Raw genomic sequence first — 14,126 nt, 5'->3', positions numbered from 1 at the left:
AGCTATATTGACATGTTATTTCGAAGACATAAGCATTTCATCAATGGCGGCTGCGGCTTTTTTGCCTGCGCCCATGGCCAGAATGACTGTGGCTGCGCCGGTAACGGCATCACCGCCGGCGTAAACACGTTCGCGGCTGGTTAAACCGGTTTCCTCATCGGCGACAATGCATTGCCATTTATTGATTTCCAGTCCCTGGGTAGTCGAGGAAATGAGCGGATTAGGCGAAGTGCCGAGAGACATGATGACCGTATCCACTTCCATAACAAACTCGGAGTCAGCTACAACCACCGGTTTTCTCCGGCCACCGGCATCCGGTTCACCCAGTTCCATTTTAACGCACTTCAGACCGGTCACCCAGCCTTTTTCATCCACCAGAATCTCTGTCGGATTGGTCAGCACATCAAAAATTACCCCTTCTTCTTTGGCATGATGCACTTCCTCAACCCGGGCAGGCAGTTCGGCTTCCGACCGGCGATAAACAATATGAGTTTCCGCACCCAGGCGGGCGGCTGTTCTGGCGGCATCCATAGCTACGTTGCCACCGCCAACTACAGCGACTTTTTTACCCACCTTGATGGGTGTTGAATAGTCTTCTTTAAAAGCCTTCATCAGATTGTTACGGGTTAAAAACTCATTGGCAGAGAATACGCCGTTGGCGTTTTCACCGGCAATTCCCATAAACTTCGGCAAGCCGGCGCCTGACCCAATAAATACGGCATCAAAGCCTTCTTCATTCAATAGTTCATCAATGGTGACTGTTTTACCAATAACCACGTTAGTCTCAATCGCAACACCCAGTTTTTTGAGGTTCTCGATCTCGGCTTTAACCACGGTTTCTTTCGGCAGCCGGAATTCCGGGATACCATAAACCAATACGCCGCCTGGTTCGTGCAGCGCTTCAAAGATGGTGACTTCATAGCCTTTAAGGGCCAAGTCGCCGGCACAGGTCAGTCCGGCAGGACCACTGCCGATTACGGCTACTTTCTTGCCGTTTTTCGGTGCCGCTTCCGCCGCCGTTATCTGATTTTCCCGGGCCCAGTCGGCCACAAACCGCTCCAGTTTGCCAATGGCCACAGCTTCACCCTTAATTCCCAGAATACACTTGCCCTCACACTGGGTTTCCTGCGGACATACGCGGCCGCAGACAGCAGGCAGAGCACTGGCCTGGGCAATCACTTTGGCAGCTTCGGCAATTTCGCCTTTTTTAACATGGCTGACAAATTCCGGAATATTTATTGCTACAGGGCAATCGCCAACACATTTGGCGTTTTTGCAATTCAGGCAGCGGTTGGCTTCCGCAACGGCTTCCTCCAGCGAATAGCCCAGGCATACTTCATCAAAATTGGTAACACGTTGTTTGGGACATTGTTCACGTACTGGTACTCTAGCTGCTTTGCTCATTAGTTATGCCCTCCACAACAACCGCCGGTGTGGCTGCCTTTTTCCATTGCCAGCATCTCCCGGCCTTCTTCAGTTTTGTACATAGCCTGGCGACGCATAGCTTCGTCAAAGTCGACCAAATGGCCGTCAAATTCCGGGCCGTCAACACAGGCAAATTTGATTTCGTCACCTACCGAAACACGGCAGGCGCCACACATACCGGTGCCGTCAACCATAATCGGATTCAAGCTGATAGTTGTCTTGATAGCATACTCCTTGGTCAGCTTGGCTACAAACTTCATCATAATCATTGGACCAATGGCAATAACATGGTCATACCGGGTGCCATTGTCAATAAGCTCTTTTAACACATCGGTAACCAGGCCTTTCCGGCTGTAAGATCCATCATCGGTGGTAACATATACCCTGGCGCTCAGAGCTTTCAGCTCTTCTTCCAAAATGACCATTTCCTTGTTGCGCGCCCCGATGATTACGTCAACCTGAACCCCCTGCTGCTGCAGCCATTTTACCTGCGGATAAACCGGGGCGGTTCCCACACCACCGGCAACAAAAATAATTTTCTGCTGTTTTAAGGCCTCAATTTCCTCAGAAATAAACTCAGAGGCCTCACCCAGCGGTCCGGCAAAATCGGTAAAATAATCACCAGCCTGGTAATCAGCCATTTCCAGGGTTGATTTACCTAATGTCTGGAATACAATTGTAACCGTTCCCTTAACAGTATCATAATCGCAAATGGTAAGCGGAATCCTCTCACCTTTCTCGTCCGTCTTTACAATAATAAACTGGCCTGGTTTGGCTGATTTAGCCACCCGGGGTGCTTCCACATCCATCAAGTAAATCTGTGGTGCCAACTGCCGTTTTTCGACTATTTTATACATCTAATCATCCTCCCCTGCTGCGATATTATGTTGACAATACAAGACAAGATTATAGCATAAGCCGCCAGTTTTGGAAATAGGGAAAAGCCGTAGTTTACATACTACGGCTCTTACAGCCTATATCCTGGTGATTTCGTATCGATTAGCAGTACCGCCTGCCTTGGCGTCAGTCGTTTGCCGAAAGGAAAATCCGGGATTAAGCGTATTGACAAAAGTGGTAAGCCATTCGTTATAAAGTTTTTTCATGGTTTGGCCATCCGCCCCGGCCCGCTTCCAATTGGGTTCCTGCAGGCAAACCGCACTTTCCCACACCATCTTGTCAGCGGCGTTTTCAATAATAGCATCTGCCTGATCGCAAGGCATACCATTTAGATAATAATCATTTATGGCTTTGTAAATACCAGGGGCGGTAGCCGTCTCGTACTTACCCTGGGCGGCGGCGTGCCGGGCGCAATGCGCGCCATGTTCGCCAAACGCCTTGCGCGCTACATCAATGGCCGCGTCACCGCAGTTATCAACCAGCGCCTGGACAAAAGCAGCCTCCCGGCTTTCTGCAATATTAATCTGCCGCTGCAGCCAGCCATGAATATTGCTTTGATCAATATACTCCTGCAGGTCGGCATCTGGCAGTGGTTCCCCATAGCTTTGCCAGGCCTGGGAACGGGCCTCCTCGGCGGTGGCGCCGCACAGGCTGTCGGCTTCGGCAAAAATTCTTTGTTCCCGTTCAATGACATGGCGAATTTTGTTATACAACCAGTAATGGATGGGTGCTAAAAAAGCGCTCATTGTTGTTATCCTCCTTTATTTGTTGGCCGGAACGACTTTATTTAAGGCGGCCAGCAACTCTTTCAGGTTAAGACCGTGAATTTCCGCAGCCTGGGTAACAGGTTCACCGGCTGAAGACGGGCAACCTAAGCATCCCATGCCGAAAGAGCGGAATACCGGGACGGTTTGCGGATAAACCCGGATAATATCGCTGATGACACTGTCGGCGGTAATGGCATCGCCAAATACCAGGCTGCCTTCGGTAAGCCCGCCCGGCAGGGGCACAATCTTTTCTCCTGCCTCGGTTTGTGGTACCTTCGGCTCGACAACCGCACTTTTTTCACCATAGAACTCTGCCAGAATATCGGTCTTGAATTTTTCCCAGCCGATGCGGTCAATAAATTGTCCGATACGCTCAATATCGGCATGTTTTTGATAATAGCGCATAACTATCTCAATAATCCGCAGGGTGTCGTCATAATTGAGTCCTTCAATAAGCTTATCGGCCAGCCGGGGATGCGCCCCGGCGCTGCCGCCGACGTAGATATCCCAGCCTGCATCGGTGCCAATGACACCGACATCCTTGACATAAGACTCCGCACAGGAGTTAGGGCAGGCCGACACCCCCAATTTAATCCGGCTGGGCATTTCTTTTTTGATATACCGTTTATCAAGTTCCAGGCCGAGTTTAATACTGTCTTGTTTACCCCGCTTGCAGAAAGCATTGCCTGGGCAAATCTTAACACTGCGCACGCAGTTGGCAAAACCCAGGGCCGGCTGCATACCAAGATCTTCCCAGATAGCTTCAATATCTTCGGCCTTTAATCCGGTAATCATAATGCGCTGGGCCGAGGTCAACTTCATGATTCCGCCATATTTTTTCGAAACATCCACATACTTTTGCATGACTTCCGGCTTGATAAAACCGCCGGGTAAATGGGGAGTTATCGCATAGGTTCGTTTTCCTTCCCTGATTTTCTGTAAGTTTGCTCCTTTGGGCAGCATGGCTGCCACCTCCTTTATTTTTTCATAATATGTTTCACCAGGGGTGCCGCCCAAACTCCCGCTTATAGAAACTGAGAGTATTAAGCAGGTTAGTCTCAGGAATTAGTGACTGCCCGGTTCACCGTTATGCTGGGCTTTTTCATAGATGGTATCCATAAATTTAATCAATGGGCTAAGTTTGACAATAGTGTGAGCACCTTTCATCCACACTTGCTGCCGAAACACTTCAATAACTTCTTCCCGGGTAGCTCCATGATTCAGGGCTTTTAACAGTTCCAGCTTGGCGCGGACATCATCATCGCCGTAAACGGCGGTAGCCAGTGCCATCAAGTAACGGTACTTCAGGGGAATAACACCCTCGCCCCAAATAATGTGATGGTATTCGCTAATGATTTTTTGCATATCTTCGCCCAAATCGCCTGCACCCATACTGCAGGGAGGCACAAAACCAAATTGTTTTTTAAATTCGGCAATCATTTGTTGTTTATTAAAATCAGCCATGCTTATTATCTCCTTCCGGCTCTATCTCCTGAATCAATTATATTACAGGTTTTCTTTCCATTTCGCTGCCAAATGTCACAGGACGGTGTGATTCTCGTCACAGAACCTGACTAAATCTCTGCACATAGTTTGCCGTTATCAGGCCAAAACTAAACTTCGAAAAAAATCCAAGGAGGACAAAGTCATGAATGTGCTGCAGTTCTGTGAAAACAACCTGAAAAACGAAGGTATGGAAGAGCTTGTGGAAAAATGCCGGGCCGGATTTAAAACGGCTGAGATATCGATAGAACCCTGTTTGGGCGAATGCGGCGATTGTGCCGAAATGTATATTGCCAAGGTCAATGATCATCTGGTCACCGGCGACATTACGCATGATCTCTTTGAAGAAATCAAAAATCTGCTGGGCTGAAAAAGGTAAAAGACCGGACGCTAATCCTGTTAAGGAAATCGTCCGGTCTTTCTGCATAAAACGGCAGTGGTTAGTTGCTTACATCCATGGACTGAGCCGGTTTGGCGGACAATTTTAACAGCCATTTGGCAGACTCAGTAATCAGGAAGGGGATAACAGCCACGGCCAGCAGAAAGCCCCATTCGTGCAGGCCTGGCTCAATGGTTTTAAATATCAGATGCAAGGGGCCGTAAACCGACACTAGCAGCAGGCCAAAGGAAAGCGCAACGCCGCCGTTTAAAAATTTGTTGCTGAAAAAGCCCAGTGAGAATGCGGAATAGTATTCGGAACGGGCCGCATAGGCGCAGGTAATCTGGGTGGTAATTAGGGTAATAAAGGCAAAGGTCCGGGCCACTGTGAGGTCACCGCCATAGCTTGCCAAAGCGTACTGGAAGGACACTAACACCGTGACGGCAATAGCCAGGCTCTGCACCACAATCAGGGTTTTCAGCTTGCCGCCAAGCAGCGGCTCAGCCGGGTCACGCGGCTTAAGGCGCATTACATTGGGTTCTTTCTTTTCAACCCCCAGGGCCAAAGCCGGGAAGGCATCTGTTACCAGGTTAACCCATAACAACTGAATGGGTAACAACGGGAGCGGCCAGCCGAAAAGAATGGCAAAGAAGATGACCAGGACTTCGGAAGCATTGCAGGAGAGCAGGAAGTAGATAAACTTTTTAATATTGGTATAAATAACCCGGCCTTCTTCCACAGCCGCAACAATGGTGGCAAAGTTATCGTCAGATATTACCATATCGGCGGTTTCTTTGGTAACATCGGTGCCGGTTATGCCCATAGCCACCCCGATGTCGGCCTTTTTCAAGGCAGGCGCATCATTCACACCGTCGCCGGTCATGGCGACAATATGTTTGTTCTGGCGGAGCGCTTCGACAATAGCAACCTTATGCTCCGGGGATACCCGGGCAAATACGCCGGTCGTCTCCCCGGCCTGTTTTAAAGCCTCCGGGGACATGGCGTCAAGGTCTTTGCCGGTAAGCACCTGGGCTGAGCCTGTTACAATGCCGAGTTCTTTGGCAATGGCAAAGGCAGTATCGGGATGGTCGCCGGTAATCATCACCGGCCGGATACCGGCGCCTTTGCACAGTTCAACCGCTGCCCTGACTTCCAGCCGGGGTGGATCAATCATGCCCAACAGTCCGATAAATACCAGCTGGGTTTCAATGTCGGCCGGATTAGTCATATCCGGCTTGCTGTCAAAGTCGCGGTAGGCTACAGCCAGTACCCGCAGGGCGCTGGAAGCCATTTCTTTATTAGCCGCCTGGATGACGGCCTTTTCTGCCTCGGTCAAGGGGCGGACCGAACCGCCGGTGGCAATGGCCGTGCAACGGCTTAACAGGACATCGGGAGCGCCTTTGGTAAAGGTGCGCAGTTGTCTGTCAAATCGATGCAGGGTGGTCATCATCTTCCGGCCGGAATCAAAGGGAATTTCCTGCAGCCGGGGAAATTGCCCCGCCAGCTGAGATTGAGTATAGCCGCCCTTGTAGCCGGCCACCACCAAGGCCCCTTCTGTGGGGTCACCGATAATCGACCAGGTTTTATTATCGGCAGCGGCTTTTAACTGGGCGTCATTGCACAGGACAGCACTGCGCAAAAGCAAGTCAAGCTCGGTTTCGGCCGCTGCCTCTACCGGCAGTTCCTGATGGGTAAATTGGCCTGCAGGATTGTAGCCTTCGCCGCTTACCGCATACATCCTGCCAGGAGTGAAAACTTTAACCACCGTCATTTGATTTTGGGTAAGTGTTCCGGTTTTATCAGAACAAATTACCGAGATACTGCCCAAAGTCTCCACGGCGTGAAGCTTTTTCATAATGGAATTTTTTCTGGCCATCCGCTGCATCCCCAGCGCCAGCACAATGGTCACCACTGTGGGCAAGCCTTCGGGAATGGCGGCAACGGCCAGACTGATAGAGGTCATCAGCATCATCTGCACTTCATCAAAGGTTAACGCACCGTCCTGATAACCTTTCCACAGCCCCATGGCAAAAATAATGGCGCAAACGGCCAGACAGATAACGCCAAGTCCCTTGCCAAACTCGGCCAGCTTTTTTTGCAGCGGGGTGCTGTCTTCGGTGACAGTCTGCAGCATGGCGGCAATTTTGCCAATCTCGGTATTCATGGCCGTACCGACGGCGACGGCCTTACCGCGGCCGTAAGTTACGACAGTACTCATGAAACCTAAGTTATGGCGCTCTGCCAGGGGCGCTTCTGCTGCAACCACAGCACATTCCTTCTCAACCGGCACCGATTCACCGGTTAAAGAGGCCTCCTGGGCCTTCAGGTTAAACGACTCCAGTATCCGCACATCAGCGGGAATATAATCGCCGGCATCCAGGAGAATGATGTCGCCGGGGACCAGTTCCCGGGACGGAATGGTACTAATCCCGCCATCGCGAACAACCTTCGAGGTCGGAGCACTCATCTTCTTTAAGGCTTCCAGGGCCTTTTCGGCTTTGGCCTCCTGAAATACCCCCAGGGCGGCATTGAGCACTACGATGGCGATAATAACCAGCGAATCGGCCACTTCGCCAACGGCCAGCGAAATGACGCTGGCCACCAGGAGAATTAACACCAGAAAATCCTTAAACTGATTGAGAAACTTTTTCCACAGGGGCTCCCGGGCTTTTTCCCGCAATTCATTGTAGCCATATTGCGCCAGACGATTGGCCACTTCGGCTGAGGACAGACCGCGCTCCAGGTCTGAATTAAGTGCAGTTAAAACCTCGGTTGAGGTCAACTGGTGCCACTGCTTTTCCATGAAAGTAAGCCTCCTTGTTATTTAAGTGATCATGCAGGCAATCAAAATGGCAAACCACCGTTCATCTTGCTAAGCTTAGTGAAAACCCGGAAAAAATAGATCACGGTCACCGGCATGATCAGCCATTCTACCAGGCATAAAGCGCCAGCCAGCAAGCCCAGACATATTTCGAAAAAATGTCCGTTTTTTTGTTTCAGATAAAATCCGGTCACAATGGTGGCATAAGCCCACAAATAGGTTGCCCAGCGGATAATTGCGTCAGATGGTTGGATACCCAGATAATTCGGAACTGTATTGGCAATTACCTGGGCTAAAATGGCAATCATAATACACAGCAAGCCAAAATAGCCGGTTATTTTTTGCCAGTCCAAGTATATCCCCCCAGATCGCCTTTTGTTCATAGGCTTTTTGATCTGTCCAGATTGCAAACAGCCGGTCCATAAGCCCTCCTTTCCGGTTGTTCTCTACATAAAAATTAAAAAGACCTTACCTTTTAATAAAAAAAGGCAAGGTCTTACCAACAGCAGTATACTGCCAACAAAGCCGGGGCCCACGCACCGCGCACTGACGACTTTGCTGTAAAGGTTACTCCCCTTGAGGCAATATTTAATTATACTTTTATTATAATTAGTGTTCCAATATCTGTCAATAGTTTGCATCATCTGTAATTTTTAGTATTTTTTTACATTTAATTAGAACTGCATGGTTCCGGTCTCCAGGAAACGGCAGTGCCAGGACAGCGCCTCGGCTAACAAGTGCGGCGTATGGGCTCCGCCGGTAGCTTTCTCTGCCCGTTCAAGATAGTCAAGCAACCGGGGACGGTAACGCGGGTGGGCACAATTGCCGATGATTTTCCGGGCCCGCTCTTTGGGGCTGAGACCGCGTATGTCGGCCACCCCCTGTTCGGTAATGAATACATCAACATCGTGCTCAGTGTGGTCAATATGGGAGCACATGGGCACAATACAGGATATTGCCCCGTCCTTGGCTACCGAGCTGCTGAAAAAGCAGGTCAGATAACCGTTGCGGGCAAAGTCACCGGAACCGCCGATGCCGTTCATAATTTTACTGCCCATGACATGAGTGGAGTTGACATGCCCATAGATGTCAAATTCAATAGCGGTATTCATGGCAATAATCCCCAACCGGCGCGCGATTTCCGGATGGTTGGAAATCTCCTGCGGCCGCAAAACCAGCTTGTCTTTGTATCTGTCAAGATTGGCATAAAACCGCTGTAACCCCTGCGGTGACGGGGTAAGCGCCGTACCGGAGGCAAAGGTGAGTTTGCCGGCATCAATTAAATCCAGCATACCGTCCTGGATTACCTCGGTGTACACCGTCAGGTTGGAAAAATCCGAGTCCACCAGTCCGGTGATAACGGCATTGGCAACAGAGCCGACCCCCGATTGCAACGGCAGAAGGTTTGCAGGCATTCTCCCGGCCTTAATTTCCGCCTGCAGAAACTTGATAAGATGCCCGGTCATGGCTTTGGCATCGGCATCAACGGCAGCCAGGGGCCGAACGTCGTCAGGAATGTCACTTACGACAATGCCGGCGATTTTCTCGATTGAGCAGGGAATATACGGCACACCAATCCTATCGGCTACATTAACCAGCGGCAATACGGCCTGTACGGGCGGTAGGCCGGGTGTGACAATATCATGCATTCCTTCCAGTGCCAGCGGCTGCGCCACATTAAGTTCGACAATGACTGTATCGGCCAACTGCACGAAAGCGGCGGCATTGCCCACCGAGGTGGTGGGAACGATATGTCCGGCTTCGGTAATGGCACAGGCTTCCACAATAGCAACATCCACCTTGCCGCCAAGAAAACCGGCACGGGCCATTGGCGCCACATGACTCAAATGCAGGTCGGTATACTGCATGCGCCCGCTATTAATGGCCTGCCTGGTAACAGCATTAGTCTGATAGGGCAGCCTTTTGGCGATTCCGCCTACTTCCGCCAAAGCCGCGTCCAGTTCTTTACCGACCGAGGCGCCGGTCCACAGGTTGACTGTAAATTTTTCCTGCCGGATTCTTTCGGCCAAAGCCAGCGGCACCGCCTTGGGATAGCCGGAAGGGGTAAAACCGCTTGTGCCGATATTCATGCCGGCCTTAATCAAAGACGCGGCCTCCTCTGCAGAAATAATTTTTTCCTGCAATGTTGTATTTCGGATTCTTGCTGATAAATTGTTCATAAGTTAAACCTCCTCTTACTGCACTACCCCCAGCCACTGCCAGTAGGTTACGACCATAACACTCATAAAGGCAGCGGCCAGAATACTCATTACCGCACCGGTCTTAATAATATCGCCTGAGGTCACATGGCCTGTACCAATCGCAATGGCGTTCGGCATGTTGCTTACCGGCAGCAGATACTGATGCTGCATATTCATGCCCAGAATGAGCGCGAACGGCAATGGATTGGCACCGATGGTCGCCGCGTGGGCAATAACAATCGGCGTGAGGGCAGTGGTTTTCGGACCGCCGCCGGTGAAGAATATCTGCAGCGCGGTTGCAATCCAGATCAGGACAATCATTTGCATGGCATGCGCCATCGGAGCGATTGGTCCAAGCATAGTACCTGCCAGCCATTTAGCGGCCCCGGAAGTCACAAGCGCCGTTCCCATAGACAAACCGGCCCCGTAAAGAACAAAAATATTCCAAGGAACTTTCTTTTGCGCTTCTTTCCAGTCCATAATCCCCGAACCGGGCCACAAGAGCAAGACAACCGACACCATTCCCACCAGCACAACATTTATTTTATGAACCGAGTCGGTGGCCCACAAGGCCAGGGTGAGCAAAAATACTACCAGCGTATACTTTTCCTGGGAGGTAAGTGTCCCTAAGGCGGCAAGCTCCCTGCGCACATAATCCTGGCCTTGTCCCAGGCTCTTAATTTCAGGAGCCCACATTTTTTGCAGCAGGAATACTGATACTCCTGCCAGCAGAAAAGCAGGCGGAGCGCCGATTTTAAACCACTCCGCCCAGGAAATGGTTTGTTGGGTAGCGACCTCAATCAAACCAACGGTAATGGGGTTGCCGACATGGGCGGTAAGAATGCCGATACTCATCATAGTACCGCTCATAGCCACAATAAACAGCAGCGCTTTAACAATATTGCTTTCCCCCTGTTTGGCACCGAATGCCTGGCCAATGCCGACAATGATCGGCAGCATTAGCAGTGTCCGGGCGGTGATCGAAGGCACCAGGAAACTTGTGACCAGCATGACCAAGGCTACCGCCCAATACACCTTTACAGCTGATCCCTTGGCAGAATTAACCAGCAACAAGGCAATCCTTTTCGACAGCCCGGATTTTTCCATACACCCGGCCATAATAAAGCCGATGACAATTAACCAGACTGCGGTATTGGCATACCCGCTAAAGGCTTCTCCCAGTTTGGTGGCACCCAGCGCCGCCAGCAAAAATACAATAACAAGCCCGCTAATCGCATCGTCCAGTGCCTGAGAAACCCACACGATAATAGCAAAAACAGCCACACCAATTGACTTTTTCCCTGCCAAGCTAAGCCCCTTTACCTCGGGCGTCAGCCAGACGATCCCGAACAGGCAGGCAAAAGCAGCTAGGAGACACAACCATTTCTGTTTACTCATACTTCCCCTCCGCAATAGTTTAAATATTTTGAAACCTGGCTTAATTCTAAATACTAATAGCCGGGGAAGCTATGTTATCTCGACCAACAACAAAAAATCACTTACCAGCGGACAATAACAAGCACAAAAAAACCGCCTCACAGGCGGTTACAGTTCTATATACTCCCGCAGCCTGGCAGCATACGCCCGGCCTACCGGAACTTCCTGACTTTTGCCTGCCGCATTTTTCTTCAATATCAGAATATATCCTTTATTGAACCAGGTGGCAATTTCTTTAATCTGATTGACGTTCACGATATAATTCCGGTGACAGCGGAAAAAACACTCTGCCGGCAACTTGCCTTCGTATTCCTGCAGTGTCAGCTTGGTTCGATAAATCTCTCCATCCAAAGTTTTAATGTATACAAGCCTATCTTTGGCATAAATCAGCTCAATTTTGTCACTATCGATAATCTCCATCCGGTCTCCCTTTTCGAGTGAAAATTTACGGATACCGCCTGGCTTTGACAAATCTTTATTATCGCTCTCCTTTGGTTTTACGCTGGTTCCGGCCAGCATTTTCTCGAACTTTTCCATGACCCGCCGGATATCTGCCTCATCATATGGTTTAAGAATGTAGTCCATCGCATTTACCGAAAAGGCTTTTAACGCATATTCATCATAGGCAGTGGCAAAAACCACTGCCGGCGGCTCTTCAGCGGCAATAAGCCGTTTCGCTACCGCCAGCCCGGTCATTCCCGGCATCTGAATATCTAAAAAGGCAATATCAGGCTTATGAGTTTTCACTAACTGCAACGCAGTCTCACCATCATGCACCACGCCTACTATCTGCAAATCGGAATATAGCTCCAGCAACAAAGCCCGGAGTTCCTGGGCCATTAATTTTTCATCATCGGCAATAACAACTTTTACGCCCTTCATCCGCGTCATCTGACGCCACCTCCCGCCAGGGCAAACGAATGGACACGCAGGTGCCTTCGTTTTCTCCGCTTTTTATCGAAATACCGAATTCATGGCCAAACAGCCGCTGAATACGGGCATGAACATTATTAATCCCAATCCCGATCCCTGCCGAAATCTGGGACATAGGCTGTGCCTCCAGCAAGTGCGCGGGGGACTTACCCGCAATACCAACGCCGTTGTCCCGCACCGAAATGTAAACAATATTATCCTCCCTGCGTACACGGATTTCAATAATACCGCCCTCTTTTTTAGGCGAAATCCCATGTTTTACGGCATTTTCCACAAGCACTTGCACGGCAAAAACAGGCACTGCCTGATCGTAAGATTCCGGATCAATGACTTTAATAATTTGGATACGGTCACCAAACCGGGCTTGTTCCAGGCGGATATAGCTGTCCACAAAATCCATTTCTTCCGCGATGGTATTCATTTCTCTGCCCGGACGGATATGCCGTCTGATAATGTCGGACAAGTCCTTAATTAATGCCCGGGCTTGCTCCGGGTCTGTCCTTATGATAGCTCTGATCGTGCCTAAGGTGTTGAACATGAAATGGGGGTGAATTTGGGCGCGAAGGGAATTATACTCAGCTTGTGCTAACAGCATAGTTTTGGCTTCCAGTTCACCATGCAACAACTGCAGACTCAAAAAATTGGCAATCCCCTGCACTAATTCAGCCTCATAAGGCAAAATAATGCCGGCACCTGTTTTATATACCTTAATACTCCCCTGGAAACGGTTATTAACAAGCAAGGGGGCATCAATTACCGCCGTAAGGGGACAGGAGCAGACGGGGCAGCCAATACTTGTCCTGTCATTGGTGATAACAGTATGCCGGTGTTGCCTGGCCAGTTTGGTAGCTTGCGTTATAAAAGGCTGTCCAATAATATGGTGATCCGCACCTTCGCCGATAAAAGCCAGCACTTTTTCCGTGTCAGTAACGGCTACCGCATTGGCTTCTATTTCCGAGTGAATGATCTCTGCCACCTGCTGGGCTGACGTTATAGTTAAACCGCTCCACAAAACTCCATTGGCCTTGTGGATGACCTGCATGGCTTGCTGTGCTGCCTTGGCCTGAACTTTTTCCTGCTCCTGGTATACGTCGCGCACAATATATACAAATAGCATGACCCCGAGACAATTAGCAACAGTCGTCGGAATGGCAATAACCCGTTCTAATTCCCACGCAGCTTCAGACGAGCTTGAAAAGGCTAGTATCATGACCTTGAGGATAATTTCAGCGCCAAAGGACACGGCCAAGGCTGTTTTCACCCCGATATTCCGGACACCGTACCGGGCATAAACCAGTCCGCTCAGATAGCCTACGATAACGTTGGTTATAACAGCCGGAATCATGGTAAAGCCCCCCATAAAATACCGGGGGATAGCACCAATAATCCCTGCGCCCAGCCCCACCATCGGGCCACCCAGAAGCCCGCCCGCTACAGCGCCGACAATACGGGTATTGGCTATGGCTCCCAGGACGGGGATGCTAAGATAATTCCCCAGTGCTGAAAAGAAGCCGAAAATGCAAATTAAAACCAGCTTATCCCGCAGCCGGTACTGCGACTGGCTGAGTGCCCGGCGAAAAGGCGGCAGTTGGGTAGTTAAATAGGCAGCTACCCCCAGCACGGCAATATTTTTTATTACGTCCATTAAGCCAATGTCCATGCCATTCACTCCATACGCCAGGCTTTACTGTTATTGTAGCATAATGTATTAATAAATTACCCTAAAATATATGGCAACCTCTGACAAACAATCTTCAGAGGTT

The 14,126-nt window shown here is 50.1% G+C and carries 12 protein-coding genes; 1 reads left to right on the top strand and 11 read right to left on the bottom strand.

Annotation, left to right across the window (positions count from 1 at the left end; translation table 11 throughout):
• Window positions 1-15: 15 nt before the first annotated feature.
• From gltA to SPSPH_RS01185, 5 genes are all read right to left on the bottom strand, one after another.
• Window positions 16-1,404 (bottom strand): NADPH-dependent glutamate synthase, encoded by a 1,389-nt coding sequence (gltA, locus tag SPSPH_RS01205; protein ID WP_075752444.1) that lies wholly within the window; start codon window positions 1,402-1,404, stop codon window positions 16-18.
• Window positions 1,404-2,282, bottom strand: coding sequence for a sulfide/dihydroorotate dehydrogenase-like FAD/NAD-binding protein (locus tag SPSPH_RS01200; protein WP_075752442.1), 879 nt, complete (start codon window positions 2,280-2,282; stop codon window positions 1,404-1,406). The genes gltA and SPSPH_RS01200 overlap by 1 nt, the downstream gene beginning before the upstream one ends.
• Window positions 2,283-2,399: 117 nt before the next feature.
• Window positions 2,400-3,068 (bottom strand): hypothetical protein, encoded by a 669-nt coding sequence (locus SPSPH_RS01195; protein ID WP_075752440.1) that lies wholly within the window; start codon window positions 3,066-3,068, stop codon window positions 2,400-2,402.
• A 15-nt stretch (window positions 3,069-3,083) separates the two neighbouring features.
• The gene (locus SPSPH_RS01190) at window positions 3,084-4,052 is read right to left on the bottom strand and encodes a DUF1858 domain-containing protein (protein WP_075752438.1); all 969 of its coding nucleotides are present in this window, start codon (window positions 4,050-4,052) and stop codon (window positions 3,084-3,086) included.
• Between the two features lie 102 nt (window positions 4,053-4,154).
• Window positions 4,155-4,553 (bottom strand): carboxymuconolactone decarboxylase family protein, encoded by a 399-nt coding sequence (locus SPSPH_RS01185; protein ID WP_075752436.1) that lies wholly within the window; start codon window positions 4,551-4,553, stop codon window positions 4,155-4,157.
• A 184-nt stretch (window positions 4,554-4,737) separates the two neighbouring features.
• Between SPSPH_RS01185 and SPSPH_RS01180 the strand changes: the two genes are divergently transcribed.
• Window positions 4,738-4,962, top strand: coding sequence for a DUF1450 domain-containing protein (locus SPSPH_RS01180; RefSeq protein WP_075752434.1), 225 nt, complete (start codon window positions 4,738-4,740; stop codon window positions 4,960-4,962).
• A gap of 70 nt (window positions 4,963-5,032) precedes the next feature.
• Here SPSPH_RS01180 and SPSPH_RS01175 read toward each other — a convergent pair whose 3' ends face one another.
• From SPSPH_RS01175 to SPSPH_RS01150, 6 genes are all read right to left on the bottom strand, one after another.
• A complete protein-coding gene (locus SPSPH_RS01175) occupies window positions 5,033-7,774 on the bottom strand; it encodes a cation-translocating P-type ATPase (protein ID WP_075752432.1) in 2,742 nt (913 codons plus the stop codon).
• Window positions 7,775-7,815: 41 nt separating this feature from the next.
• Complete coding sequence (locus SPSPH_RS01170) at window positions 7,816-8,145, bottom strand: hypothetical protein (RefSeq protein WP_075752430.1); 330 nt, start codon at window positions 8,143-8,145, stop codon at window positions 7,816-7,818.
• 321 nt (window positions 8,146-8,466) lie between these two features.
• The gene (locus SPSPH_RS01165) at window positions 8,467-9,972 is read right to left on the bottom strand and encodes an acetyl-CoA hydrolase/transferase family protein (protein WP_075752428.1); all 1,506 of its coding nucleotides are present in this window, start codon (window positions 9,970-9,972) and stop codon (window positions 8,467-8,469) included.
• A 15-nt stretch (window positions 9,973-9,987) separates the two neighbouring features.
• Window positions 9,988-11,391, bottom strand: a complete 1,404-nt coding sequence (locus tag SPSPH_RS01160) for an SLC13 family permease (RefSeq protein WP_075752426.1) — start codon at window positions 11,389-11,391, stop codon at window positions 9,988-9,990.
• Window positions 11,392-11,538: 147 nt separating this feature from the next.
• Window positions 11,539-12,321, bottom strand: a complete 783-nt coding sequence (locus tag SPSPH_RS01155; RefSeq protein WP_075752424.1) for a LytR/AlgR family response regulator transcription factor — start codon at window positions 12,319-12,321, stop codon at window positions 11,539-11,541.
• Window positions 12,281-14,023: a LytS/YhcK type 5TM receptor domain-containing protein gene (locus SPSPH_RS01150; protein ID WP_075752422.1), complete on the bottom strand. Its 1,743-nt coding sequence runs from the start codon at window positions 14,021-14,023 to the stop codon at window positions 12,281-12,283. The genes SPSPH_RS01155 and SPSPH_RS01150 overlap by 41 nt, the downstream gene beginning before the upstream one ends.
• Window positions 14,024-14,126 lie beyond the last annotated feature (103 nt).

This window comes from Sporomusa sphaeroides DSM 2875, from assembly GCF_001941975.2.
Lineage (GTDB): Bacteria > Bacillota > Negativicutes > Sporomusales > Sporomusaceae > Sporomusa > Sporomusa sphaeroides.
Note: the sequence above shows the minus strand (reverse complement) of the source record. Positions and strands in the feature narration are given on the sequence as shown.

What these genes read in the sequence shown, in the direction of transcription:
- gltA (WP_075752444.1), bottom strand. Translation starts at nt 1,404, where the DNA reads ATGAGCAAAGCAGCTAGAGTACCAGTACGTGAACAATGTCCCAAACAA.
- SPSPH_RS01200 (WP_075752442.1), bottom strand. Translation starts at nt 2,282, where the DNA reads ATGTATAAAATAGTCGAAAAACGGCAGTTGGCACCACAGATTTACTTG.
- SPSPH_RS01195 (WP_075752440.1), bottom strand. Translation starts at nt 3,068, where the DNA reads ATGAGCGCTTTTTTAGCACCCATCCATTACTGGTTGTATAACAAAATT.
- SPSPH_RS01190 (WP_075752438.1), bottom strand. Translation starts at nt 4,052, where the DNA reads ATGCTGCCCAAAGGAGCAAACTTACAGAAAATCAGGGAAGGAAAACGA.
- SPSPH_RS01185 (WP_075752436.1), bottom strand. Translation starts at nt 4,553, where the DNA reads ATGGCTGATTTTAATAAACAACAAATGATTGCCGAATTTAAAAAACAA.
- SPSPH_RS01180 (WP_075752434.1), top strand. Translation starts at nt 4,738, where the DNA reads ATGAATGTGCTGCAGTTCTGTGAAAACAACCTGAAAAACGAAGGTATG.
- SPSPH_RS01175 (WP_075752432.1), bottom strand. Translation starts at nt 7,774, where the DNA reads ATGGAAAAGCAGTGGCACCAGTTGACCTCAACCGAGGTTTTAACTGCA.
- SPSPH_RS01165 (WP_075752428.1), bottom strand. Translation starts at nt 9,972, where the DNA reads ATGAACAATTTATCAGCAAGAATCCGAAATACAACATTGCAGGAAAAA.
- SPSPH_RS01160 (WP_075752426.1), bottom strand. Translation starts at nt 11,391, where the DNA reads ATGAGTAAACAGAAATGGTTGTGTCTCCTAGCTGCTTTTGCCTGCCTG.
- SPSPH_RS01155 (WP_075752424.1), bottom strand. Translation starts at nt 12,321, where the DNA reads ATGACGCGGATGAAGGGCGTAAAAGTTGTTATTGCCGATGATGAAAAA.
- SPSPH_RS01150 (WP_075752422.1), bottom strand. Translation starts at nt 14,023, where the DNA reads ATGGACATTGGCTTAATGGACGTAATAAAAAATATTGCCGTGCTGGGG.